The following is a 23247-nucleotide window of genomic DNA, read 5'->3' as shown; positions in this document are numbered from 1 at the left end:
GCTTTCGCCTTTGCGCATGCGGTGGGAGGCGGTATGTCTGTCGCCCGCTACACACGGATTTTGTTCTTAGGACGGCTCGATCATGACCAAGCATGCGCCTATCACCGGCTCGCTCACAGCCTTGGTGACCCCGTTCAAGGGCGGCAGGATCGACGAGGATGGCCTGCGCGCGCTGATCGCCTGGCAGATTGAAAGCGGCAGCCATGGCTTCGTGCCCGTGGGCACCACCGGCGAGAGCCCGACGCTCAGCCATGACGAGCACAAGCGGGTCATCGAGATCTGCCTCGATGCGGTAAAGGGTCGCGTTCCCGTCATCGCCGGAGCCGGCTCGAACAACACGGCCGAGGCGATCGACCTCGCGATCCATGCCGAGAAGGCCGGTGCGCCGGCGCTGCTGGTGGTCACGCCCTATTACAACAAGCCGACCCAGGAGGGCATGTACCAGCACTTCAAGGCGGTGAACGACGCGGTCGGCATCCCGATCATCATCTACAACATCCCGCCGCGCTCGGTGGTCGACATGTCGGTCGAGACCATGGCGCGGCTCTACGAGCTGAAGAACATCGCGGGCGTCAAGGACGCGACCGCCAATCTCGCCCGCGTCTCGCAGCAGCGCCACGCCATGGGGCCGGAGTTCATCCAGCTCTCGGGCGAGGACATGACGGCGCTGGCCTATATGGCGGCCGGCGGCCATGGCTGCATCTCGGTTGTCGCCAATGTTGCGCCGCGCCTCTGCTCCGAATTGATGGTGGCCGCGCTCAAGGGCGATTTCGCTGGTGCGCTGAAGGTCCAGGACCGGCTCGTGCCGCTGCACGACGCGGTGTTCAAGGAGCCGGGCCTTGCCGGCGCCAAGCATGGGCTCAAGCTGCTCGGCCGGATCGAGGAGGAGGTTCGCCTGCCGCTGATGCCGGTGACGCCCCCGACCGGCAAGGTTATCCGCGAGGCCATGGTTCACGCCGGGCTGTTGAATGCCTAGATAGAGAGTTGCGTTCGCCCGGGGTGCTCGGCGAACCGCCCCGGAGCCGCTGATGTACGAACCGAGCCATTTCAAGGTTGAAGACCGGGACGCGTTGCACGGCGTCATTCGCGCGTATCCGCTCGCCATAGTGGCGGCCGGCGCCGACGGCCTTCTCGCCGACCCCGAGCCGTTCATTGCGGCGCAGGCCCGCGGCATTGTCGGCATCGAAATCGAGATCGCCTCGATCATCGGCAAGTTCAAACTCAGCCAGAACCGGCAGGACGCCGACAGGCTGGGAGTTCTCAACGGCCTGAGTGCTGACTCCGAAACGGTGTCGCAGGCCATGGCGGGTCTCGTGAAGACCTATGGATTTGGTCACCCGGCATGAGCAAGCCTGATCCCGAGCGCTATCGCCTCGCGGCCGATAACCGCAAGGCGCGTTACAATTACGAGATCATCGAGACGCTCGAGGCCGGCATCGCGTTGCAGGGCACGGAGATCAAGTCCCTGCGCGGTGGCAAGGCGACGATCGGGGAGAGCTATGCCGGGCCGATGGGGACCGAACTCTATCTGTTCAACGCCCATATCCCGGAATATCTCGAAGCCAACCGCTTCAACCATGATGTCCGCCGGCCGCGGAAGCTGCTGCTGCATCGTCGTCAGATCAACAAGCTGATGGGCGCGATCCAGCGCGACGGCTTCACGGTGATCCCGCTCAAGGTCTATTTCAACGACAAGGGCCGCGCGAAGGTCGAACTCGGGCTTGGCCGCGGCAAGAAGCTGCATGACAAGCGCGAGACCGAAAAGACCCGCGACTGGAACCGCGACAAGGCGCGGATCATGAAAACCGGCGGCTGAACCGACAGGGCTTTCCGAAAGGGCGATCGTCACGGAAAAAGGGCCGCGCGAGCGGCCCTTTTTCCTTCTCAGGGCGTCCATCCAAAAACAGAAGGTTAGATCATCGCCTTCTTGAAATTGGCGTTGGCCTTGTCCCAGTTCACCGTCTTCCACCACGCCGCCAGATAGTCGGCGCGGCGGCTCTGGTGCTTGAGATAATAGGCGTGTTCCCAGACATCGACACCGACGACCGCCTTGGCGCCGAGTTCGAGCGGGGTGTCCTGATTGGCGGTGCTGACGATCGCGAGCTTCTTGTCCTTGCCGACGACCAGCCAGGCCCAGCCGGAGCCGAAGCGGCCCAGGGCGGCGGCGTTGAGCTTGGTCGCCATATCGCTCACCGAACCGAGCGAGGCCTCGACCGCGCTCTTGAGTTCGGGTGAGGGCTGCTCCGCGCCGCCCGGCGTCATCAGTTCCCAGAAGAACGTATGGTTCCAGTGGCCGCCCACATTGTTGCGGACGCCGGTGCGAACGTTCTCGGGAACCGCGCTGAGATCGGCCAGCACGGTCTCGATTGGCGTCGTCCTCAGGTCCGCCCATTGATTGGCCAGCGCGTTGGCGTTGTTCACATAGGCCTGATGATGGGCGGTGTGATGGATGCGCATGGTGGCGGCGTCGATATTGGGCTCCAGCGCCTCATAGGCATAGCCGAGCGGCGGCAACGTGAAGGCGGGTGCAGCCGCCGGTGCGGCGGGAGCAGGCGTAGCCTGCGCCAGGACGAGGGCGGGCTTGGCGATGACGAAAACGCCCGTGGAGCTCCCCGCGAGCCCGGCGAGAAAATGACGGCGATGCATGATGAGGCCTCCCAGTCCCGTTGTTGCCATAGCCGGCCCGGCCGAATCACATGGCGGCCTGGGGCCTCGCTCCAACGGTCGTATCACAGCCCCTGACCACACGTCAGTGGCGTGCCGAAATCAGCCTTCGACCGGTTCGTCGCCCTGGCGGATGCCATAACGGCGTTCCAGTCCGGGATGGCCGGGCGTGCCCGCAGCGCCACTGCGCGGCGCGCGCTCCGAGGGGTCGCGCCCGATTTTCGCCATGAGATGCGAAAGGTCGAGGAACTCGTCGCATTGGCGGCGCAACTCATCTGAAACCATGGGGGGATTGGTCGTGATGGTCGAGACCACCGAGACCTTTACACCCTTGCGTTGCACGGCTTCAACCAGTGGGCGAAAGTCACCATCGCCCGAGAACAAGTAGATCTGGTCAAGATGCGGCGCTAGTTCGAGCATTTCAATGGCGAGCTCGATGTCCATATTGCCTTTGACCCGGCGGCGACCGGTCGCATCGGTGAATTCTTTGGCCGCCTTGGTGATGACCCGGTAGCCGTTATAGTCGAGCCAGTCGACCAGTGGTCTGATCGACGAGTACTCTTCGCTTTCGACCAACGTAGTGAAGTAAAAGGCCCGGATGAGGTTGCCTCGTGCCTGGAATTCCTTCAACAGGCGACGGTAATCCATGTCGAAGCCAAGCTGCTTCGATGTGGCATAGAGGTTTGCCCCATCGATAAAAAGCGCGATGCGCGGCTCCGCCATGGGAACGACTCCAGTAAAAATCGAATCAAATACGTCAGATCGAAAGGATAGCGGTCAGGCAATGTCGAAAGATCGGCGAATTCTGATCAGCCAAGCACTAATTATGTGGCCACTTGCTGGAGTCTTGCAAGTGCGCTTGCTCAGGCTGGTCAGTTTCCTTGAGCCCCGCAGGGCCCTTCAGCTGGCGAGCCCCCGGCTGCCGGGCTTGACCGCCGGGATGGCGGCGAGCTCGGGCGGCAGCGCGTCAGGAGCATAAGCCGGGATATCGAGAGCGACGAGGCTGACCAGTCTGACGCCGAGATCGGCCTTGCCGGCGGAACGGTCGACCAGGCAAGCGGCGCCGAGAATCTGGCCAGGTTCACCAGCGATCGAGGCCAGGCATTCGCGCGAGGAGAGGCCGGTGGTGACGATGTCCTCGACCATCACCACGCGCGCACCGGCGGGGATGGCGAAGCCGCGGCGCAGCTTGAACTGTCCGTCCTCGCGTTCGACGAACACCGCCTTGGCCTTGAGGTGCCGTGCTGTCTCGTAGCCCGGCACGATGCCGCCGACCGCGGGCGAGACGACATAGTCGACCTTTCCGAATGTGGCTTCGATCTTGGCGGCAAGCGCCTTGCAGAGCCGCTCGGTGCGGACCGGGTCCTGGAAGATGAACATCTTCTGCAGGAAGACCGGGCTACGCAGGCCGGAAGACAGGATGAAATGACCTTCAAGCAATGCGCCGGCATCGCGGAATTCGGCCAGGACCTCGTCGTCGGTCATCGGTGCGCCTCGCAGATGGAGTTGATCCCATTGCCTGCGACGGGCACAGGCGAGTGCTTTTGCGCCGGAATGGCCTGCGTTTCAAGCGTGGGCCCGAGCGGAGCTGTGGAAGGCCGCCAGCGCATCGGCCGGAATATCGTATCCGGTCCGATGATCTGACCGCCTCCGATTGCATGGGCTTGCCCGAAAGCCGCAATCCGTTTTTCGGGCCGATGCTTTAGCCGACCACGCGCTCGATCCGGCTGATCACCCGTTTCTCCCGCAGCTCGCTGATGATGGCGCTGAGATGTTTCAGGTCCCAGACCGTGAGATCGATGGTGACATCGGTGAAGTCCGGCGTCGGCCGCACCATCGTCACCGCATCGATATTGCCGTCATGCTCGGCGATGGTGGTGGTGATCTGCGCCAGCGAGCCGGGCTCGTTGATCGAGTTGAGGGCGATGCGCGCCGGAAAGCGCTGGGGCGTCTTGTCGTCGAGGTCCCAGCGCACGTCGAGCCAGCGATCGGGCTCGTTGTCGAAGGCCGCCAGCGAAGGCGACTGGATCGGATAGATCGTCACGCCTTCGCCAGGCGTCAGGATTCCGACGATGCGATCGCCCGGCACGGCACCGCCATTCGGCGCGAAGCGCACCGGCAGATCGCCGCCGAGGCCGCGGATCGGGATGGCATTGTCGCCCGGCGTCTCGCCGGGCAGCTTGAACTTGAGATTGTCGCCCTTGCGCAGCTCGAACCAGCCCTTGCCGTTGCTTTCGCCACGGGCTTCGGGCGTGGACCGCTTCTCCGGCTCGAGATCGGGATAGACCGCCTTGACGACGTCGCCCGAGAACATCTCGCCGCGCCCGACAGCGGCGAACACGTCGTCGACGGCGGTGCGGGCCAGCCGCTTGAGCGCCGCTTTGAGCTTTTCGTCGGTGAAGACACGCTCGGCGCGCATGAAGGCGCGTTCGAGGATCTGGCGGCCAAGGCCGGCATATTGCTTGCGCACGGCCGCGCGCGTCGCCCTTCGGATCGCGGCGCGCGCCTTGCCGGTGACGACGAGCGATTCCCAGGCCGCGGGGGGCACCTGCCCGTCGGCGCGGGTGATCTCGRCCTCGTCGCCATTCTGCAGCTCGGTGAGCAGCGGCGCGATGCGGCCATTGATCTTGGCACCGACCGCGGTGTTGCCGACATCGGTATGGACCGCATAGGCGAAGTCGATCGGGGTCGCCCCGCGCGGCAGGGCGATCAGCCGGCCCTTGGGCGTGAAGCAGAAGACCTGGTCGTGGAAGAGTTCGAGCTTGGTGTGCTCCAGGAACTCTTCCGGATTGTCGCCCTCTGCGAGCAGGTCGACGGTGCGCCGCAGCCACTGATAGGCCCGGCTTTCATCGGCCGCACCGGAGAGCTCGGTGGTCCGTCCGTCCTTGTAATGGGCATGGGCCGCGATGCCGTACTCGGCGATGCGGTCCATCTTGTCTGTGCGGATCTGCAGTTCGACGCGGCTATGGCCCGGGCCGACCACCGTGGTGTGGATCGAGCGATAGTCGTTCTGCTTTGGCGTCGAGATGTAGTCCTTGTAGCGCCCCGGAACCATCGGCCAGGTCGTGTGGACGATCCCGAGCACGCGGTAGCAATCCTCCAGCTGGTCGACGATGACCCGGAAGCCGAAAATATCCGAAAGCTGCTCGAAGGAGACCGACTTGCGCTCCATCTTGCGCCAGATCGAGTAGGGGCGCTTGCGTCGTCCGGCGACCTCCGCCTGGATGCCGCGCGCGGCCAGCTTCTCCTTGAGATCGATCTCGATCGCGCTGATCACGGAGCCTTCGCGCTCGGTCACCTCTTCCAGGCGCTTGGTGATGGTGGAGTGGGCTTCCGGCTTGATATGGCGGAAGGCCAGTTCTTCCAGCTCCTCGCGCAGTTCCTGCATGCCCATCCGCCCGGCGAGCGGGGCATAGATCTCGGCCGTCTCCTCGGCGACGCGCAGCCGCTTCTCGGGCGGGACGAAATGCAGGGTGCGCATGTTGTGCAGCCGGTCGGCGAGCTTGACCAGGAGCACCCGGACATCTTCGGCGATGGCCAGCAGCAGCTTGCGGAAATTCTCGCCCTGGGCCGCCTTCTTCGAGACGAGGTCGAGTTTCTTGATCTTGGTCAGGCCGTCGACGAGCCGGCGGATATCCGGCCCGAACATGCTCTCGATCTCTTCGAGAGTGGCTGCCGTATCCTCGACGGTGTCGTGCAGGACGGCGGCGACGATCGTCGCATCGTCCAGCTTGAGATCGGTCAGGATCGCCGCGACTTCGAGGGGATGCGCGAAGAAGGGGTCGCCCGAGGCGCGCTTCTGTGTGCCATGCGCGCGCATGGCATAGACATACGCTCGGTTGAGCAGGTCTTCGTCGGTATTCGGATTATAGCTCCTGACCCGGTCAACGAGCTCGTATTGCCGCATCATGCCCATGCGGGCCCCTGTAACGCCTGCCAAGAATTGCAAAGGTTCAATATCGGCACGGCGTTCCGGCGGGGCAAGGCGATTCTATGCAGGGTAGGCATGAAAAAGCCCGGCAATGCCGGGCTTTAGCGTAGACTGGTGAACGCTTTGATCAGTCTTCGTCGTCGGCGCTCTCGGTCGGCGGCACGAGGCCGTCGAGGCCGCGCAGTAGATCTTCCTCGCTCATGCGATCGAACTGGACTTCCGAATCGGGCGTCGCTGCGCTGGACGGGCCGCTGGTCAGGAGCGGCACGGTCTCGGCCTCAGGCTCGTCGACCTCGACATGCTTCTGTAGCGAGTGGATCAGCTCTTCCTTCAAATCTTCGGGAGTGAGCTTCTCTTCGGCGATTTCGCGCAGCGCCACGACGGGGTTCTTGTCGTTGTCGCGGGGAACCAGAATCTGCGTGCCCGAAGCGATCATGCGGGCGCGGTGGCTGGCCAGCAGAACCAGCTCGAAGCGGTTCTCGACCTTGTCGATGCAGTCCTCAACGGTAACGCGAGCCATTGAACGGCTCCTTCTGATCTTGGCGATGCAGGGAAAGATTGATGTGAGCCGGCCATACAGGCAAAGCCGGGCGGATGCAAGATTTTGCTGCGCGCGCTTACCAGCTCTCGCCCTGCATCCGGCTGACCAGCTCGTCGAGCCTGGGCTCACGATGGGCCAGGCCGTCGAGGATCGATCCCCCCGCCATCGCCGGCAGCTCATGCGGCGCAAGCTCGGCAAAGCGCATGCGCATCGGCGTCGCCACGCCCTCGCCGAAGGCGATCGCCTCGCGATTGCCGATGGCCGAGAGGAAGCCGATTGTGCTCGCCGAGGCGTCGGCAATGGCCGAGCGGATGATCTGCTGGTCGCGGTCATTGGCGAGCCGCATCGCAAAAATGGTCGAGCATTGCGACAGGATCGTGGGATCGAGCTCGCCCGGGCGCTGGGTCACGACGCCGAGATAGGCGCCGTACTTGCGGCCTTCCTTGGCGATGCGGGCGATGGCTTGCCGGGTCGGTGCGAAGCCGAGCGACTGATCCGCCGGCACATAGCGATGGGCTTCCTCGCAGAGCAGCAGCACCTCGTAGCCGCCATGGCTGAACATGGCGAGATCGAAGGCGATGCGCGCCAGCACGGATGCGACGGCGTTGACGACATCGGCCGGCAGCCCGGCGAGCTGGAACACGCAGATCGGCCGGCCATGCTGCGGAATCCGGAAGATCTGGCCGATCACCTGGCCCATGCCTTCGACCATGTTCGCGCGTGCGAACATGAACTGGTAGCTCGGGTCGCCATAGAGGGCTTCGAGACGGACCTTCAGCGATCGCAGCGCGGCACGCGGATAACGGATCTCATGGAGCCCCATCAACTCGTCCAGGACGGCGAGCGCGTCGACCATCCTGTAGGGCAGGGGGGCGTCGCCGCTGGAGGCTGCGCCCCCGGCCGCCGACCGCCGCGCCGTCGGATCGAGCGGCCGCTTCAGCAGCGAGGCGCCGAGGTCGCGTGCGAAATCCTGGGCTGCGGGCTTGCGATAGCGGGCGCGGGCCGCGGCGATGACCTCGCGCAGGATGTCGATCTCGTCGAGATCGGGACGGCCGCGAAAGACGACATCGGCAAATTCTTCGAGGCGGAACATCCAGAAGGGCAGGTCGAGGCTTTGCGCATCGGTGACCACGGCCTTGTCGGGAAAGGCGTGGGCGTATTCGTTGTGCGGATCGAGGATCAGCACCCGCAGATGCGGCTTTTCGGCAATCGCCTTGCGCAGCAGCAGCGAGACGGCGCTGGACTTGCCGACACCGGTCGTGCCGACCAGCGCGAAATGGCGCGACAGCAGATCGTCGATGCAGACGGTCGCCAGAATGGCGGCATCCTGCGTCAGGTGTCCGATGGCGACGCCGGCCCTGGCGCCGAGGTCATGCACCAGGGCAAGATCATGAGCCCGGATACGGTGCGCGATCGCGCCGACCGGCGGATAGGTGGTGATGCCGGTCTGGAAATAGGTGCGTCCGCCCTCGGCTTCCAGCACCTCGCCGAGCAATTCCACTTCGATATGGACGGGATTGTCGGCCTGTTCGTCCCAGAATTCCCTGACGGCCTTGATCTCATAGACCATGCCGACGATCCGGTTGCGGCCGAGATTGATCGAGATCATCCGCCCGATCGTCCAGGCCTCCGGCGTTGCCGTGCCGGCGCGTGGCATGATGGTGCCGATCGTCGCACGCGCGCCATTGCATGACAGAACGCGGCCGATCGACCGGTCGGCCACCTGGCCGGCGGTGCGACGGTCCGGAATGATATCGTTTTCGAACTGGCCCTGATTGACGGAAATCTGCACGGCCCTGGGTCCCTCGATCTGATCTGGGTCAGGCATGAAAGGAGCGTGCGCGCTTAAGATTGGTTTCCAGACTGCGGGAGCTTGCCGGCGCGGTTAGCAAATCGCGAAGAAGCCCGGGAAAGCTCTCGCGATATCCATCAGCGAACGTGGTCCTGCCGATCAATTTCCGTGCCTTGAGCCGGACCGGGCCAGGCGGTATGCACGCTGGCAACGGGCGAGGGGACTTGTGATGACAAATGGCCGGTTGCGACTGGGCGTGAACATCGATCACGTTGCTACGGTGCGCAATGCGCGTGGCGGAGCCCTGCCCGATCCGATCCGCGCCGCGCATCTTGCTGTCGAGGCCGGAGCCGACGGCATCACGGCGCATCTGCGCGAAGACCGGCGCCACATCCGCGATGCCGACATCGAGCGGCTGATGGCCGAACTCACCGTGCCCCTGAATTTCGAGATGGCAGCCACGGCGGAGATGATCGCGCTGGCTGAGCGCCTGAAGCCGCATGCGGCCTGCCTCGTGCCCGAGAAGCGTGAGGAGCGCACGACCGAAGGCGGGCTCGATGTCGTCGGGCAGGAGCGTGCTTTGGCGCCAGCGATCGCGCAGCTCAACGCGGCGGGCTCCAGGGTGTCGCTCTTCATCGAGCCGGATGCTGCTCCGATCAGGATGGCGGCCAAGCTCGGCGCTCCGGTGGTCGAGCTGCATACCGGAACCTGGTGCCATGCCGTCATCGACGGCAAGCGGGACAAGGCCGATGCCGAGTTCCGCCGTCTTGCCGAAGGGGCTGCGCTTGCGGCCTCGCTTGGACTCGAAGTTCATGCTGGCCATGGGCTCGATTACGACACCGCGCGCGAATTGGCGGTCGTTCCCGATTTCGTCGAGTTCAATATTGGCCACTTCCTGGTCGGCGAGGCGCTCTTCATCGGCTTGGAGCAGGCGATCGTGCAGATGCGTGCAGCCATGGACGAAGGGCGCGCGGCCAAGTAGACCGGCTGCATGATCCTCGGCATCGGCTCCGACCTCTGCGATATCCGCCGCATCGAGCAATCGCTGGAGCGGTTCGGCGAGCGCTTCACCCATCGCATCTTTACCGAGGGCGAGCGGGCCAAGTCGGACCGCCGCGCCACCCGGGCGGCCTCCTATGCCCGCCGCTTCGCCGCCAAGGAGGCCTGCTCCAAGGCGCTCGGCACCGGTCTGAGTCGCGGCGTGTTCTGGCGCGATATGGAGGTGGTGAACCTGCCCGGCGGCCAGCCGACGATGCGGTTGACCGGCGGCGCCGCCGAGCGCCTCGCAGCGATGCTGCCGCCAGGGCATGAAGCCTTCGTCCATGTCTCGCTGACCGATGATCCGCCAATGGCGCAGGCTTTCGTCGTGATCGAGGCGCGACCGCTTCTTCCCTGACAGGGAGTACGGGCATGTCTGGTGGTGTCGGCGACGCGGAACGCGAGGAGCGTGCCCGCGCGAGCTTCAGAGGGCAGGTCGAGGCCTGCCGCAGGCTTGGATCCCCCTTCACGGCCCTGTTCTGCGAGGTGATGGCGGAGCGGCTCGATCAAACCAGTGGTTTTGGCCGGCGCGCGCTTGGCTGGCCGGGCGACCCCGTTGCCGACGCGCTGCCCTTGCGGGCAGCCGGTGCCTTCAACGCCTTGGCGCGCTCCGGAACGATGCCGTCATTGCAGGCGCTCTACCCGCCGGCTCTTGCCCGCGCGGACGCATTGTGGAGCGGCCTTGCCGCAGCCATCGACGCCCATGATGCGGATCTTGCCGCCTATCTCGACAGCGCCCCGCAGACTAATGAGGTGAAGCGCTGCGCCGTGCTGCTCGGGGGCGCCTTGATCGTTGCCCGCGATACCGGCTTGCCGCTTGATCTGATCGAGATCGGCGCGAGCGCCGGGCTCAATCTCGGTTTCGAGCGTTATCGCTACGCATTTGGTGCCGCCAGCTGGGGGCGCGACGATGCGCCGGTCACCATCCGCAGCGAATGGCGCGGCAGGCTGCCTCCGCTCGATGCCGCGCTTCGCGTTGCGGCGCGGCGTGCCTGCGACCTCAATCCGCTCGACCCATCGCAACCGGCCGATCGCGCCCGCGTCCTCTCCTATATCTGGCCGGATCAGGCCGACCGCCTGCACACGACCGAAGCAGCCTTCGATGCGGCGTCTGCTGCCTCGTGGCGCGTTGAGCGAGCCGATGCTGCCGCCTGGGTCGAGGCGCGGCTGGCCGAGGCGGCCGCGCCGGGCAGCGCCCGCATGCTGATGCACACGATCATGTGGCAATATCTGCCCGAGCCGACCAAGCAGCGCATCGTTGCGGCCATGGCTGCGGCGGGCGCTGCCGCGACCGCCGAGCGCCCGCTGGCCTGGCTGCGCATGGAGCCGGACGGCAAGCCTGGCCATGCCGCGGTCGCCCTGACGCAATGGCCGGGGGCAGTGGAGCGTGAACTCGGGCGCGCCGATTATCACGGCCGCTGGGTCGAGTGGCACTGAGGCGGGTTAGAGCGTCGGCCCGAAAAGTGGATTGCGGTTTTCGGGACAAAGCCGATGCAAACACAAAGGGTTAGATCATCGGACCGGACGCGGTTTCCTGTCCGTCTAGATCGACAACGCAAAACGGGCCGGAGCTGCGCGCACCCGACCCGTTCGAGCCATAGGAAGCGAGGCGCCGGACCGAGCCGGCGCCATCTTGACGGCTATTCGGCCGTGTCGGACTTCAGCCAGCGATAGAGCACGCCGCCAAGAGCGCCGCCGATCAGCGGAGCGACCCAGAACAGCCAGAGCTGCTGCAGCGCCCAGCCGCCGACGAACAGGGCAGGGCCGGTGCTGCGCGCCGGATTGACCGAAGTATTCGTCACGGGAATGCTGACCAGGTGGATGAGAGCGAGGCCGAGCCCGATGGCGAGCGGTGCGAAGCCTGCCGGCGCCTTGCCATGGGTCGCGCCCATGATGATGAAGATGAACATCATCGTCATGACGACTTCCATCAGGAAGCCTGAGAACAGGCTGTACTGGCCCGGCGAATGTTCGCCATAGCCGTTCGAGGCAAAGCCCTTGGCGAGATCGAAGCCAGGCGCGCCCTTGGCGATCATGTAGAGAATGAAGGCGCCGGCGATCGCACCGATCACCTGCGCGACGATATAGGGGAGGACCTGTCCGGTGGGGAAACGCCCGCCGGCCGCGAGCCCGACGGTGACCGCCGGATTGAGATGGCAACCCGAAATATGGCCGATGGCATAGGCCATGGTGACGACCGTCAGGCCGAACGCAAGTGAGACGCCGAGCAGCCCGATACCGACCTGCGGGAAACCTGCAGCGATGACCGCGCTGCCGCAGCCGGCGAAGGTTAGCCAGAATGTGCCGATGGCTTCAGCCGCATATTTCTTCGAGCTCATACTGATTCCCCCAGAGGTTGTGACCAGCTATCAGTGAACCTGGGCTCGGAATGCGTCAATTACGCTACTGCGGGGCCGCCCTTCACCTGCGGCAGGGGTCGATCTTCGCCGGCTGCTGCTTGGCCTGGGGCAATGTCGGGGCGGCGCGATTGCGTCGCCTCAATTGCGGCAGGTCCGGACCTGCGGGCAGCCGGGGAAATTCGCGATGACAGAACCAATGTTGCGTTGCGATGCCGGGCGGCCCTGTTCGCGCCATCTTGTGCGAGGATATCGCGTTGTCCCCGGCCGTACATTCCGCTATGCCGCGCCTCGGAACTGATGAAGGAGCGCCCCGGGTGGCCAACGACGCCGAAATCAAGAGCAAGACGGCCAAGGACGAGGGCGGCATCCTTGAGACGATCAAGGTCGTCGTCCAGGCGCTTCTCATCGCGCTTGTCATCCGGACGCTGTTGTTCCAGCCCTTCAACATTCCGTCGGGCTCGCTGATCCCGACATTGCTGATCGGCGACTATCTCTTCGTCTCCAAATACACCTACGGCTATTCCAAGCACTCGATCCCGTTCAGCCCGCCGCTGTTCAAGGGGCGGGTCTGGGCTGCCGAGCCGAAGCGCGGCGACATCGCCGTCTTCAAGCTGCCGAGCGACAATTCCACCGATTACATCAAGCGCGTCATCGGCCTGCCGGGCGACCGCGTCCAGATGATCGACGGCATCCTCCACATCAACAACCAGCCGGTGAAGCGCGAGCGCATCGCCGACTTCGAAACCACCGACAACTGGGGCCGCAGCACCAAGGTCATCCAGTATCGCGAGACGCTGCCCGAGGGCGTCAGCCACAACATCATCGAGCGCGAGGGCGACACCGGCACCTTCGACAACACGCCGGTCTTCCGCGTGCCCGAAGGCCATTTCTTCATGATGGGCGACAACCGCGACAACTCGCTGGATTCGCGCGACCGCAGCGTCGGCTACGTGCCTTTCGAGAACTTCGTCGGCCGCGCCGAGATCATCTTCTTCTCCATCGACGACGGCGCCTCCGCCTGGCGTGTCTGGGAATGGCCCTGGACCGTGCGCTGGAACCGCCTGTTCAGCACGATCAAGTGACGAAGCCGCAAGTGACGAAGCCGGGGGACAGCGGGCGTAAGACGCCCGACCTCGCTCGGCTCGAGGCGAAGCTTGGCCATGTCTTCGCCAATCGCGCCCTGCTTGAAACCGCCCTGACCCATATGAGCGCCGAGAGCTCGCGGCTCGGCAGCTATCAGCGGCTCGAGTTCCTGGGCGATCGCGTCCTGGGATTGAGCGTCGCCGACATGCTCTTCGAGCGCTATCCGCAGGCCGAGGAGGGCGACATGTCGCGCCGCCTGGCCGATCTCGTGCGCAAGGAGACCTGCGCCGAAGTCGCGCTGGGCTGGGATCTCGGCAGCTACCTGAAGCTCGGCGACGGCGAGATCCTGGGCGGCGCCCGCAAGAACAAGGCGATCCTGGCCGATGCCTGCGAGTCGATCATCGGTGCGGTCTTCATCGATGGCGGTTATGCTGCAGCAAGAGGACTGGTCGAGCGCGCTTTTGGCGAGCGCCTGCTGAAGCCGGTGCGCCCGTTGCGCGATGCGAAGACCGCGTTGCAGGAATGGGCGCAGGGCAAGGGCTACCAGACGCCGACCTATACCGAGCGCGGCCGCTCGGGCCCGGACCATGCCCCGCTCTTCCGTGTTGCGGCCCGGATCGCGGGATTGATCGACGCCGAAGCCGAAGGGCGCTCCAAGCGCCTCGCCGAACAAGCTGCTGCCGAGGCGTTCCTGCGCCGCGAGGGGCTCTGGAACGAAACCATGGGAGATGACAATGGCTGAGGCCGACAAGCCCACACGCTGCGGCTTCGTTGCGCTGATCGGCGCGCCCAATGCCGGTAAGTCGACGCTGCTGAACAAGCTCGTCGGCGCCAAGATCTCGATCGTCTCGCGCAAGGTGCAGACGACGCGGACCCAGGTGCGCGGCATCGCGCTCGCCGGCGCGGCGCAGGTCATCTTCGTCGACACGCCCGGCATCTTCGCACCCAAGCGCCGGCTCGACCGCGCCATGGTGACGAGCGCTTGGGGCGGCGCGACCGATGCCGACCTGATCGGCGTGCTGATCGATGTCGAGCGCTTCGACAATGAGGAGAACACGAGGCTGCTCGAAAAGCTCGCCGAGCTGAAGCAGCCCAAGTTCCTGGTCCTCAACAAGATCGACACGATCGAGAAGGAGAAGCTGCTCGCCATCACGACGCAGCTGAACGAGCGGGGCAAGTTCGAGACCACGTTCATGGTCGCGGCGCTGACCGGTTATGGCGTCAAGGACATTCTCGACTGGCTCGAGACGCGCCTGCCGCTCGGCCCCTGGCTCTACCCGGAGGACCAGATCTCGGATGCGCCGCTGCGCTTCCTCGCCGCCGAGATCACGCGGGAGAAGATCTTCGAGCGCCTGCACGACGAATTGCCCTATCGCTCGACCGTCGAGACCGAACAATGGCAGCAGCGGCCCGATGGCTCGGTGCGCATCGAGCAGACGATCTATGTCGAGCGCGAGGGCCAGCGGAAGATCGTGCTTGGCGAGGGCGGCCAGACCATCAAGGCGATTGGCCAGAAGGCCCGCGTCGAGATCGCCGAGGCGGCCGAGGCCAAGGTCCATCTCTTCCTCTTCGTCAAGGTTCGCGAGAACTGGAGCGACGATCCGGAGCGCTATCGCGAGATGGGGCTGGAATTCCCCAAGGGCTGAGCCGACAAGGGCTGAGCCGGCCCGCGAAACGCCGCCGCCAGCTCCCTGACGAAGGCGTTGGCGCGCGGCGTCGCGACATTGCTGCGCAGCACGACCTCGGATGAGCCGAGCACTGGCAGGCCCCAGTCCTCGCCGACATCGACCGCGCCGGCAGGCGCGATGCGTGCGGCGAGCGGCGTGACGCCGAGGCCGCCCTGCACGGCGGCCAGCACCGCGGCCATGCCGCCGCCGACAAAGGCCTCCCGCCAGCTGAGCCCGGCGCCGCTAACGGCCTCGATGGCGTGACGCCTGAGCGCGCATTCCGTCATCAGGCTGACGAGCGGCAGCGGCCGCGATGGATCGCGCGTCAGCGTTGGCGCGGCGAACCAGCCAAAGGCGTCGCAGCGCAGCACCTCGCCCGTTCGCCCCTGTCCGATCCGCAGCATCACGGCGACATCGAGCTCGCCGCGTTCGAAGGCCGTCTCGAGCAGGCTGGAGCGTTCGATCCGCAGGCTGATCACCAGCGTCGGGTCATGGCCGAACAGACGCGCCAGCAAGGCCGGCGCATCGGCACCGACCGCCTGCTCGCTGATCCCGACAGAGATACGTTCCGGTACCTCGGTGAAGGCCGCACGCGCCCGTTCATGCGCGGCGAGCAGCTCGCGCGCCGCCGGTACGAAACGCTCGCCCTCGGCGGTGAGCCTGACGAGACGTGGGTGGCGCTGGAGGAGGGCCCGGCCGAGAACCTCCTCGAGCCGCTTGACCCGGGTGCTGACCAACGACTGGGTCGTGCCCAGCGCCTCGGCGGCGCGCGTGAAGCTTCGCAGATCGGCCGCACCGAGAAAGGCGGCGACCGCATCGATATCGAGGGTGGCGACGATCATAAATCAATAATCCATATGATTGATATCTACAATAATACACTACAACGATGGTTCGGAGAGCGCTAGCTTGCCCTGGACAGCGAGGCGAACGCCCTCGCGCGAACCGGAGATCCACCATGCCCCTGATCCGCATTTCCATGAGGCGCGGCCGTCCCGCCTCCGAGCCTGCCGCCATCGTCGACGGCGTCTATCGGGCGATGCGCGAGACCTTCGAGGTGCCGGAGGACGATCTCTTCGCCGTGATCCACCAGCACGACCCCGACGAGTTCATCTTCAACGCCCGCTATTTCGGCTTCGAGCGCAGCGCGGGGCTCGTCATCATCCAGATCACCTGCAACAACAGCCGCGGCGTCACCCAGAAGAAGGCGCTGTTTGCCAAGATCGCCGAGAACCTGCGCCGGGAGCCGGGACTGAGGCCCGACGACGTCTTCATCAACCTGATCGAGACCGCGCGCGAGAACTGGTCCTTCGGCGGCGGCATCGCGCAGTATGTCTGAGGTTGGCTGCCGCATCTCAGCTGCCGCCTTCTCCACATCCCGGACCGGCGCCGCTGACGCGAGCTGTCGGGAGGGGACGCCTGCGGAAATTGACCCGGCCGGATGCGCCGCCTAACTCCTTGTCATGGAGTGGAGCGACGACGGCACCATCATCGGCGTCCGGCAGCACGGCGAGAATGCCGTGATCCTGGAGGTGCTGACGCGTCTGCATGGCCGCCATCTCGGGCTCGTGCGCGGAGGGCGCTCGGCCCGGGCGCAGCCGGTGCTGCAGCCCGGCAATGCGGTCTCACTGACCTGGCGGGCCAGGCTCGACGAGCATCTCGGCGAATACAAGGTCGAGCTCATCACCTCGCATGCGGCGCGACTGATGGCGGCGCCCGTCGCCCTCTATGGGCTGGGGGTGATCTCCGCCCTGCTGCGGCTGCTGCCGGAGCGCGATCCGCATCCGGCCCTGCATGAGGGGCTGGCGGTGCTGATCGAACATCTCGACGAGCTGACCCTGGCGCCGGCCCTTGTCGTACGGTTCGAGGTCGCGATGCTGGCCGAACTCGGCTTCGGGCTTGATCTGACGCGCTGCGCCGTCACCGGCTCGCCCGACGACCTCACCCATGTCTCGCCGAAATCGGGCAAGGCGGTCAGCCGCACGGTGGCCGAGCCCTATCAGGATCGTCTGCTGGCACTGCCGCGCTTCCTCAGCGAAGGGCAGGGCGGGCGGCAACCCTCGGCCGCCGATATCGCGGCGGGCTTTGCCCTGACCGGCTTCTTCCTGCGCCGCCATCTGCTTGAGCCGCGCGGATTGCTCGAGTCGCCGGAGCGCGCGCGGCTGCTGGAGCTGGTCGCACGAATTCACTGATTTCTGGCGCGTTTGCGGGTATGACGCTTTGCGCGGCTTGCATCGGGCCGGCATCGTCATAGGAAGTGATTCGCGGCCGGCGTTTCCCGGCGGCTGCAACGTAGATCGAGGTTGAGTGACACATGGGAAAGCCGGTCGAGCCGCCACCGGAGGACGAGACCGAGCGCATCGATCTGAAATCGGCGCTCGAAGAGCGCTATCTCGCCTATGCGCTGTCCACCATCATGCACCGTGCCCTGCCGGATGCGCGTGACGGCCTTAAGCCCGTCCATCGCCGCATCCTGCATGCGATGCGGCTGCTGCGCCTCGACCCCGGCCAGGTGCACAAGAAATGCGCCCGCATCGTCGGCGATGTCATCGGTAAGTTCCACCCGCATGGCGACCAGTCGGTCTATGACGCGCTGGTGCGCCTCGCGCAGGATTTCGCCCAGCGTTACCCGCTCGTCGACGGCCAGGGCAACTTTGGCAATATCGACGGCGATAACGCCGCTGCCTACCGCTATACCGAAGCGCGCATGACCGAGGTCGCGCGCCTCCTGCTCGACGGGATCGAGGAGGACGCGGTCGATTTCCGCGAGACCTATAATGGCGAGGACGAGGAGCCGATCGTCCTGCCGGCGGCGTTCCCCAACCTGCTGGCCAATGGCTCGCAGGGCATCGCGGTCGGTATGGCGACCTCGATCCCGCCGCACAACGCCGCCGAACTCTGCGATGCCGCGCTCTATCTGATCCAGCATCCGGAGACCTCCTCCGAGCAGCTCATGACCTTCGTGCCCGGGCCGGATTTCCCGACCGGCGGCATCATCGTCGAGACCCGGGCCTCGATGGCCGAGACCTATCGCACCGGGCGCGGCGCCTTCCGCACCCGGGCGCGCTGGCATGTCGAGGACCAGGGCCGTGGCACCTGGCTCGCTGTCGTCACCGAGATCCCCTACATGGTCTCGAAGGGCCGGCTGATCGAGAAGATCGCCGAGCTCCTGAACGATCGGAAGCTGCCGCTCGTCGGGGATCTGCGCGACGAGTCGGCCGAGGACATCCGCGTCGTCATCGAGCCGCGCAGCCGCGCCGTCGACGCCAATCTGATGATGGAATCGCTGTTCAAGCTCACCGAGCTCGAATCGCGCATTTCGATGAACATGAACGTGCTGACCGGCGGGCTGGTGCCGCGGGTGCTCGGCCTCAACGAGGCCCTGCGCGCCTGGCTCGACCATCGCCGCGAGGTGCTGCTGCGCCGCTCGCGCTTCCGCCTCGGCCAGATCGAGAAGCGGCTCGAGATCCTGCGCGGCCTGCTGATCGTCTATCTCGACCTCGACCGCGTCATCAAGATCATCCGCGAGGAGGACGAGCCGAAGATCGAGCTGATGCGCTATTTCGAGCTCAGCGAGGTCCAGGCCAATGCGATCCTCGACACGCGCCTGCGCGCCCTGCGCAAGCTCGAGGAGATGCAGCTCAAGACCGAGCTCGACGAACTGACCACCGAGAAGGGCCAGATCGAGGGGCTGCTCGCCTCCGAGGCGACGCAGTGGAAGACCATCTCCTGGGACATCCGCGAGGTGAAGAAGCTCTTCGGCCCGGAAACCGCGATCGGCAAGCGCCGCACCGATTTCGCGGATATGCCGGAGACGACCGATATCGACCTGACGCAGGCCATGGTCGAGCGCGAGCCGATCACGGTCGTCGTCTCCAAGAAGGGCTGGATCAGGGCGCTGAAAGGCCATGTCCAGGACCTCTCGACGCTGTCCTTCAAGGGTGATGACGCGCTGCAGCTCGGCTTCCACACCGAGACCACGGCGAAGCTCCTGGTGCTGGCTTCGAACGGCAAGGTCTTCACGCTGGAGGCTTCCAAGCTGCCGGGCGGCCGCGGCTTCGGCGATCCCATCCGCCTGATGATCGAGCTGGAGGAGACGGCCGACATCGTCTCCGCCTTCCCCTACCGGCCGGGCCTCAAGCTCCTGATGGTGACGACGGATGGGCGCGGCTTCGTCGCCCCCAGCGACGATGTCGTGGCCAATACCCGCAAGGGTCGCCAGGTGCTCAACGTCACCGAGCCGGTCAAGGCGCTGCTCGCCGTTCCGGCGGAGGGCGACCATGTCGCGATCATCGGCGAGAACCGCAAGCTGCTCTGCTTCCCGCTCTCCGAGGTCGCGGAGATGGGGCGCGGCAAGGGCGTGCGCCTGCAGCGCTACAAGGATGGCGGCGTCTCCGACGCCAAGACCTTCAAGCTGGCCGAGGGCCTGACCTGGCTCGACACCTCGAACCGGACCTGGACGGTCGGGGCGGCCGAGTTGCTCGAGTGGCTCGGCCACCGTGCGGAATCGGGCCGCCTGCCGCCCAAGGGCTTTCCGAAGAACAACAGGTTCGGCGGCTGAAGCTGTGCCTTGCCCGGGCTTGATGCCCGGGCATCTGCCCGTTTGGCTGCGGCGGCAAATGCAGACGAGGCCATGCAAAGGCGCGCGTTCGCCTGCGCTCTTGTCCGTGTTTCACGGCTGTAAAAAGTAACGTTTTATCAACCTGTTGACCAGGCGCCTTGAATCAACGCGGCAGGGCGTTGAATCAGTTTCTCAGGTCTGTGAATCAATCTCTCAGCCAGGCGGGCAGTCCCGGCCAGGGCGCCGGGAGGAGGGACCTATCTGATCGCCTGGCCGACCACGCCGACCTCGAGGCCGAGCGTCAGGTTGTTGGTCACCGCCCATTCGACTCCGGCACGGGCCTCCGGCCTGACCGCGATCTCGCTGCGGTTGAACGGCGAACTGAAGGGCGTCGCGCCATAGCGCCAGGTCTCGTTGCCGGCAGCGAGCCCGACCTTGGTGTAGAGCAGCACGTTCTCGGTTGCGAACACGCCGGCCTTGAGCTGGAAGGCGCCGACGACATCGCGCGTCCAGGCCGCCGTGTTGAAGCTCGGCGTGCCGTAGCCGCCGATCGCAGGGGCGTATTCGAGTGCGCCGATGACGCCGTAGAGGAAGTCGCCATCGCGCCACATCTTGCCGCCTTCGAGCCCGATCGTCGGGCCGGCCGACGTGCCCAGTCCCTTGGCGCTGGTCACCTGGAAGCCCGTGGAGATGCGGGCATAGGAGCCTTCCCACTTGACACCGCCGGGCGCCAGCGTCGGCTCCGACCAGGCGAAGGACGGCACGGCGGCAAAGCCCGTGAAGGGCAGATAGGCTTGCGCCTGTGAGGCACCAGAGCTGAGCGCAAGCGCGCAGAGCGCGCCGGAAAGGATCGGTAGTCTCACGTCGAAGGCATCCTCTCGGCAAACCCCTATGCGTAAGCCTAGCAGAAGGTCGCGTGAATGTCGCGGATTTGTGGCGGAAGCGGCCCCCAGGCCGCTCGTCCCTGGATCGTCGGACCGGATATCGTATCCGGTCCGATGATGCAGCCTTCTATCTTTGCATCGGCTTTGCCCCGAAAACCGCAATCCACTTTCGGGCCGATGCTTCAGCCGATCTTCGTCTTCAGCTTGAGGAAACGCAGCGTCCGCTCGGCGGTGGCGATGTCGAGGCCGGCATAGTTCTTCAGGTCGCCCTCGGCATCGCGCGCGCCGAAGAGCAGCCGCCGCGAGCGCAGTTCCAGCACGGATTTGAAGGCCGCAATGCCGAGATTCAGCGAGCGGCAGGTCACGGCGATGCCGCTGTCATCGCGCTGCAGCAGGACGCGAAGCGCCTGCTCGTTGGTGATGCCCGAGGCCTGCGCGATCACCTCGGCAAGGTGATAGGCCCGGTCCTCCTCGGCCAGCATGCTCACGATCTCGTCGAGCTCGCGCTTGCCTGCGCCGAGATCGGCGAGCAGGAGCTTCACCTCCAGCCGCTGCTGGCGTGCACGGCGGGCAAGCGTCGCGGCCTCGTCGGCGGGCTTGGACCACAGCCCGGAGCCGCCGCTGAGCCCCTCGACGATCTCCAGGACGCGGCTGGCCCGGTTCGGTGTCAGGTCGGAACGCCTGGCCAGCGCGCCACCGATCTCAGCATCCTTGCCGCCGCGTTCCAGCAGCGTGTCAAAACCCTTGTCGGAGAAATGCGCGCCTTCATTGGCGCTGACCGTGTGCAGCACAGTGCGGTCGCCGCGCTGGACGAGAATGTCGGTAACGCTTTCCGAGAGGCGGGCGCGTTCGGCAATCGCCGCGAGATGGTGCTGCGACTGGCTCACCGCGATTGCAGCGAGGTCGGTGTCGGTCAGCACCGGGGAGAGCTTCAGCACGAGGCGTGCGACCTCGGAATCGGCGTCGCCGGCAAGCGTGACCGCCACCTCATGCGGCAGGCTCGGCACCGCCGCGACATGGCCGGCATAGGCCTTGCGCGCCTCGTCCTCGAGATGCGGCAGCGAGCGCAGTGCGATCTCGCCGTAATGCGCCTTGGAGGGCTCGGTCGGATCCTGGTCGAGCAGAAAAAGGTCCGTGACGGCATTGAGCAGCTGCCGGCGTGCCTCCGAGGACATCTCGGAGGGCATCCGTGTCAAAGAACTCAGCATTGGCCCCCCAGATACGCGTCAGGCAAGTATCCGCAACCTGCGCCGGTCCGGTTTGATTTAGTCTTAAATCCGTCGCGGATTTTCGCGGGAAGCGAGGATTTTCTTCTGCGTGTTCAACGGGCCGGCACGCCGCGAATGCATGCCGGCCCGCGATGCCGCTATCGCGCGGTCCTCGGCCAGAGGCAGCGGTCGACCACCAGCATGACGATCAGCGACGCGCCGACGAGCGGAAAGACCAGCCCGCCGACCGCCAGGATGGCGAAGACGCCGTAGAGCGTCCGGCGCTCGGGCGGCAGGGGCGGCACGCCGAGCGACCCGGCCGGACGCCGCTTCCACCACATCACCCCGGCCGAGACCGAAAGCAGGATGATCGCGAGGCAGACGGCCAGCATGAAGAGCTGGTTCGCCAGGCCGAATTCCTGACCCATATGGACGTTGATGCCCCATTCCAGCCATTTCCCGAGCGGGCCGTAATCCGCGAAGGACATGTCGAGCAGTGGCGCGCCGCTATACTGGTCGAGATGGATGACGCGCTGCTGCGACAGGTCGTTTGGGTAGACAGAACCGGTGAAGACGCCGTTGGGACCGGCCGGCAGGTTGATGGCGTAGCCGCGCGCCAGGCCAAGCGCGTCGAACCTCGCCACGGCCGTGTCGAGGCTGATCGGCGCTGCCGCCGTCGCGATCGATTTCGGCACGCGCGCCTGTTCCAGCGACCATGAGGTCGGCCCGGCATGGTGCAGATGCTCATCCGACATCGGCAGGTTGACGCGGATGCCGGCCGGATAGCCGAAATTATGCCCGTTGGCCCAGCGATTGACCTGGTCGCCCCAGAGCACGGACCAGGGCATGCCGGTGATCGCCAGGAAGACGATGAAGACGCCGGCGAAGGCGCCGGTGACGGCATGCAGGTCGCGCCAGAAGACGCGCTTGCCGGCATCGCCACGCAGCGAGACCACGCCGCCCTTGCGGCCGCGCGGCCACCACAGATAGAGCCCGGTCCCGACCAGCAGGATCGACCAGCCGCCGGCGATCTCGATCACGCCATTCGCGACCGGCCCGAAATAGGCGAGGCTGTGGATCTGTCGCACGACCCACATCACCGTGCCCTTGTCGGGAATCTCGCCAAGCACACGCCCGTCATAGGGGGCGACATGCACGACCTTGCGCGCGCCAGTGGCGTCCCGGACGGTGACTTCCGCGGCTGACGATGCTGTTGCCGCGGGTACAAATTTCACGGCCTTGCCGGGAAAGGCCGCAAGCGCGTTGGCGACCAGTGTTGTCGCAGGGGCGGGGGCGGTCGATCGCATCTCCACCCGCTTGAGATCGCGATGAACCAGGCCGTCGATCTCGGTTCGGAAGAGATAGAGCCCGCCGGTGACCGCGAGCAGGATGAGGAAGGGCAGCGTCAACAGCCCGGCATAGAAATGCCAGCGCCAGACGGCGCGGTAGAGGGAGGCGGCGCGTGTATCCGCGCGCGCAGGCGCTGCCTGCGTCGATGAAACGATGGTCATGAGAGTG

23 protein-coding genes are annotated in these 23247 nt (G+C 65.6%); 12 read left to right on the top strand and 11 right to left on the bottom strand.

The window, feature by feature from the left end; translation table 11 throughout:
* Window positions 1–82 precede the first annotated feature (82 nt).
* Genes dapA through smpB form a run of 3 tightly spaced genes read left to right on the top strand, consistent with a single transcriptional unit; the run spans window position 83 to window position 1816 of the window.
* Window positions 83–976 (top strand): 4-hydroxy-tetrahydrodipicolinate synthase, encoded by an 894-nt coding sequence (gene dapA, locus AC1DW9_RS19730; RefSeq protein WP_441488731.1) that lies wholly within the window; start codon window positions 83–85, stop codon window positions 974–976.
* 52 nt (window positions 977–1028) lie between these two features.
* A complete protein-coding gene (locus AC1DW9_RS19725; protein ID WP_476776847.1) occupies window positions 1029–1346 on the top strand; it encodes an FMN-binding negative transcriptional regulator in 318 nt (105 codons plus the stop codon).
* Window positions 1343–1816 carry an SsrA-binding protein SmpB gene (gene smpB / locus AC1DW9_RS19720; RefSeq protein WP_441488729.1) on the top strand — a complete coding sequence of 158 codons (474 nt, stop codon included), beginning with the start codon at window positions 1343–1345 and terminating at the stop codon, window positions 1814–1816. The genes AC1DW9_RS19725 and smpB overlap by 4 nt, the downstream gene beginning before the upstream one ends.
* Window positions 1817–1911: 95 nt before the next feature.
* Here the strand turns inward: smpB and AC1DW9_RS19715 are convergent, their stop codons facing one another.
* The 6 genes from AC1DW9_RS19715 to AC1DW9_RS19690 all read right to left on the bottom strand — a co-directional run bounded on the left by AC1DW9_RS19715 (window position 1912) and on the right by AC1DW9_RS19690 (window position 8964).
* Window positions 1912–2646, bottom strand: coding sequence for a superoxide dismutase (locus AC1DW9_RS19715; protein ID WP_476776846.1), 735 nt, complete (start codon window positions 2644–2646; stop codon window positions 1912–1914).
* Window positions 2647–2766: 120 nt separating this feature from the next.
* The gene (locus AC1DW9_RS19710; RefSeq protein ID WP_441488727.1) at window positions 2767–3387 is read right to left on the bottom strand and encodes a LabA-like NYN domain-containing protein; all 621 of its coding nucleotides are present in this window, start codon (window positions 3385–3387) and stop codon (window positions 2767–2769) included.
* 177 nt (window positions 3388–3564) lie between these two features.
* Window positions 3565–4149: an orotate phosphoribosyltransferase gene (gene pyrE / locus AC1DW9_RS19705; RefSeq protein WP_113518167.1), complete on the bottom strand. Its 585-nt coding sequence runs from the start codon at window positions 4147–4149 to the stop codon at window positions 3565–3567.
* 217 nt (window positions 4150–4366) lie between these two features.
* Window positions 4367–6574 (bottom strand): RelA/SpoT family protein, encoded by a 2208-nt coding sequence (locus AC1DW9_RS19700; RefSeq protein WP_476855166.1) that lies wholly within the window; start codon window positions 6572–6574, stop codon window positions 4367–4369.
* Between the two features lie 148 nt (window positions 6575–6722).
* Window positions 6723–7115, bottom strand: a complete 393-nt coding sequence (rpoZ, locus tag AC1DW9_RS19695) for a DNA-directed RNA polymerase subunit omega (RefSeq protein ID WP_069877018.1) — start codon at window positions 7113–7115, stop codon at window positions 6723–6725.
* A 97-nt stretch (window positions 7116–7212) separates the two neighbouring features.
* The gene (locus AC1DW9_RS19690; protein WP_476776845.1) at window positions 7213–8964 is read right to left on the bottom strand and encodes an ATP-binding protein; all 1752 of its coding nucleotides are present in this window, start codon (window positions 8962–8964) and stop codon (window positions 7213–7215) included.
* A gap of 193 nt (window positions 8965–9157) precedes the next feature.
* On the opposite strand from AC1DW9_RS19690, the gene AC1DW9_RS19685 reads away from it, so the two are divergent.
* The 3 genes from AC1DW9_RS19685 to AC1DW9_RS19675 are packed head-to-tail and all read left to right on the top strand — an operon-like array spanning window position 9158 to window position 11403.
* The gene (locus AC1DW9_RS19685; protein WP_441478369.1) at window positions 9158–9910 is read left to right on the top strand and encodes a pyridoxine 5'-phosphate synthase; all 753 of its coding nucleotides are present in this window, start codon (window positions 9158–9160) and stop codon (window positions 9908–9910) included.
* A gap of 9 nt (window positions 9911–9919) precedes the next feature.
* Entirely contained in the window at window positions 9920–10324 is a 405-nt protein-coding gene (gene acpS, locus AC1DW9_RS19680) for a holo-ACP synthase (protein ID WP_113518170.1), read from the top strand.
* 14 nt (window positions 10325–10338) lie between these two features.
* Window positions 10339–11403 (top strand): DUF2332 domain-containing protein, encoded by a 1065-nt coding sequence (locus AC1DW9_RS19675; RefSeq protein WP_441488724.1) that lies wholly within the window; start codon window positions 10339–10341, stop codon window positions 11401–11403.
* A gap of 203 nt (window positions 11404–11606) precedes the next feature.
* Here the strand turns inward: AC1DW9_RS19675 and aqpZ are convergent, their stop codons facing one another.
* Window positions 11607–12305: an aquaporin Z gene (gene aqpZ / locus AC1DW9_RS19670; RefSeq protein ID WP_441488723.1), complete on the bottom strand. Its 699-nt coding sequence runs from the start codon at window positions 12303–12305 to the stop codon at window positions 11607–11609.
* Window positions 12306–12640: 335 nt separating this feature from the next.
* Here aqpZ and lepB point away from each other — a divergent pair, with 335 nt between their 5' ends.
* Genes lepB through era form a run of 3 tightly spaced genes read left to right on the top strand, consistent with a single transcriptional unit; the run spans window position 12641 to window position 15055 of the window.
* The gene (gene lepB, locus AC1DW9_RS19665; RefSeq protein ID WP_441488722.1) at window positions 12641–13408 is read left to right on the top strand and encodes a signal peptidase I; all 768 of its coding nucleotides are present in this window, start codon (window positions 12641–12643) and stop codon (window positions 13406–13408) included.
* An 11-nt stretch (window positions 13409–13419) separates the two neighbouring features.
* A complete protein-coding gene (rnc, locus tag AC1DW9_RS19660) occupies window positions 13420–14151 on the top strand; it encodes a ribonuclease III (RefSeq protein WP_441488721.1) in 732 nt (243 codons plus the stop codon).
* Window positions 14144–15055 carry a GTPase Era gene (gene era, locus AC1DW9_RS19655; RefSeq protein WP_069877010.1) on the top strand — a complete coding sequence of 304 codons (912 nt, stop codon included), beginning with the start codon at window positions 14144–14146 and terminating at the stop codon, window positions 15053–15055. The genes rnc and era overlap by 8 nt, the downstream gene beginning before the upstream one ends.
* Here the strand turns inward: era and AC1DW9_RS19650 are convergent.
* Complete coding sequence (locus AC1DW9_RS19650; RefSeq protein ID WP_476776844.1) at window positions 15019–15918, bottom strand: LysR family transcriptional regulator; 900 nt, start codon at window positions 15916–15918, stop codon at window positions 15019–15021. The genes era and AC1DW9_RS19650 overlap by 37 nt on opposite strands.
* A gap of 116 nt (window positions 15919–16034) precedes the next feature.
* On the opposite strand from AC1DW9_RS19650, the gene AC1DW9_RS19645 reads away from it, so the two are divergent.
* The 3 genes from AC1DW9_RS19645 to parC all read left to right on the top strand — a co-directional run bounded on the left by AC1DW9_RS19645 (window position 16035) and on the right by parC (window position 19637).
* Window positions 16035–16415 (top strand): tautomerase family protein, encoded by a 381-nt coding sequence (locus AC1DW9_RS19645; protein ID WP_441488719.1) that lies wholly within the window; start codon window positions 16035–16037, stop codon window positions 16413–16415.
* A 124-nt stretch (window positions 16416–16539) separates the two neighbouring features.
* Window positions 16540–17268, top strand: coding sequence for a DNA repair protein RecO (recO, locus tag AC1DW9_RS19640; protein ID WP_476776843.1), 729 nt, complete (start codon window positions 16540–16542; stop codon window positions 17266–17268).
* A 122-nt stretch (window positions 17269–17390) separates the two neighbouring features.
* A complete protein-coding gene (parC, locus tag AC1DW9_RS19635; RefSeq protein ID WP_476776842.1) occupies window positions 17391–19637 on the top strand; it encodes a DNA topoisomerase IV subunit A in 2247 nt (748 codons plus the stop codon).
* Window positions 19638–19894: 257 nt separating this feature from the next.
* Here parC and AC1DW9_RS19630 read toward each other — a convergent pair whose 3' ends face one another.
* The 3 genes from AC1DW9_RS19630 to AC1DW9_RS19620 form a co-directional block, all read right to left on the bottom strand.
* A complete protein-coding gene (locus tag AC1DW9_RS19630; protein WP_441488716.1) occupies window positions 19895–20500 on the bottom strand; it encodes an outer membrane protein in 606 nt (201 codons plus the stop codon).
* Window positions 20501–20703: 203 nt separating this feature from the next.
* Window positions 20704–21696, bottom strand: coding sequence for a DUF2336 domain-containing protein (locus AC1DW9_RS19625; RefSeq protein WP_476776841.1), 993 nt, complete (start codon window positions 21694–21696; stop codon window positions 20704–20706).
* Between the two features lie 191 nt (window positions 21697–21887).
* A complete protein-coding gene (locus tag AC1DW9_RS19620; RefSeq protein WP_441488714.1) occupies window positions 21888–23240 on the bottom strand; it encodes a PepSY-associated TM helix domain-containing protein in 1353 nt (450 codons plus the stop codon).
* Window positions 23241–23247 lie beyond the last annotated feature (7 nt).

The organism is Allobosea sp. P4_E12, from assembly GCF_056401655.1.
The sequence above is the reverse complement of the archived record's forward strand: the minus strand, read 5'-3'. Positions and strand labels throughout refer to the sequence as shown.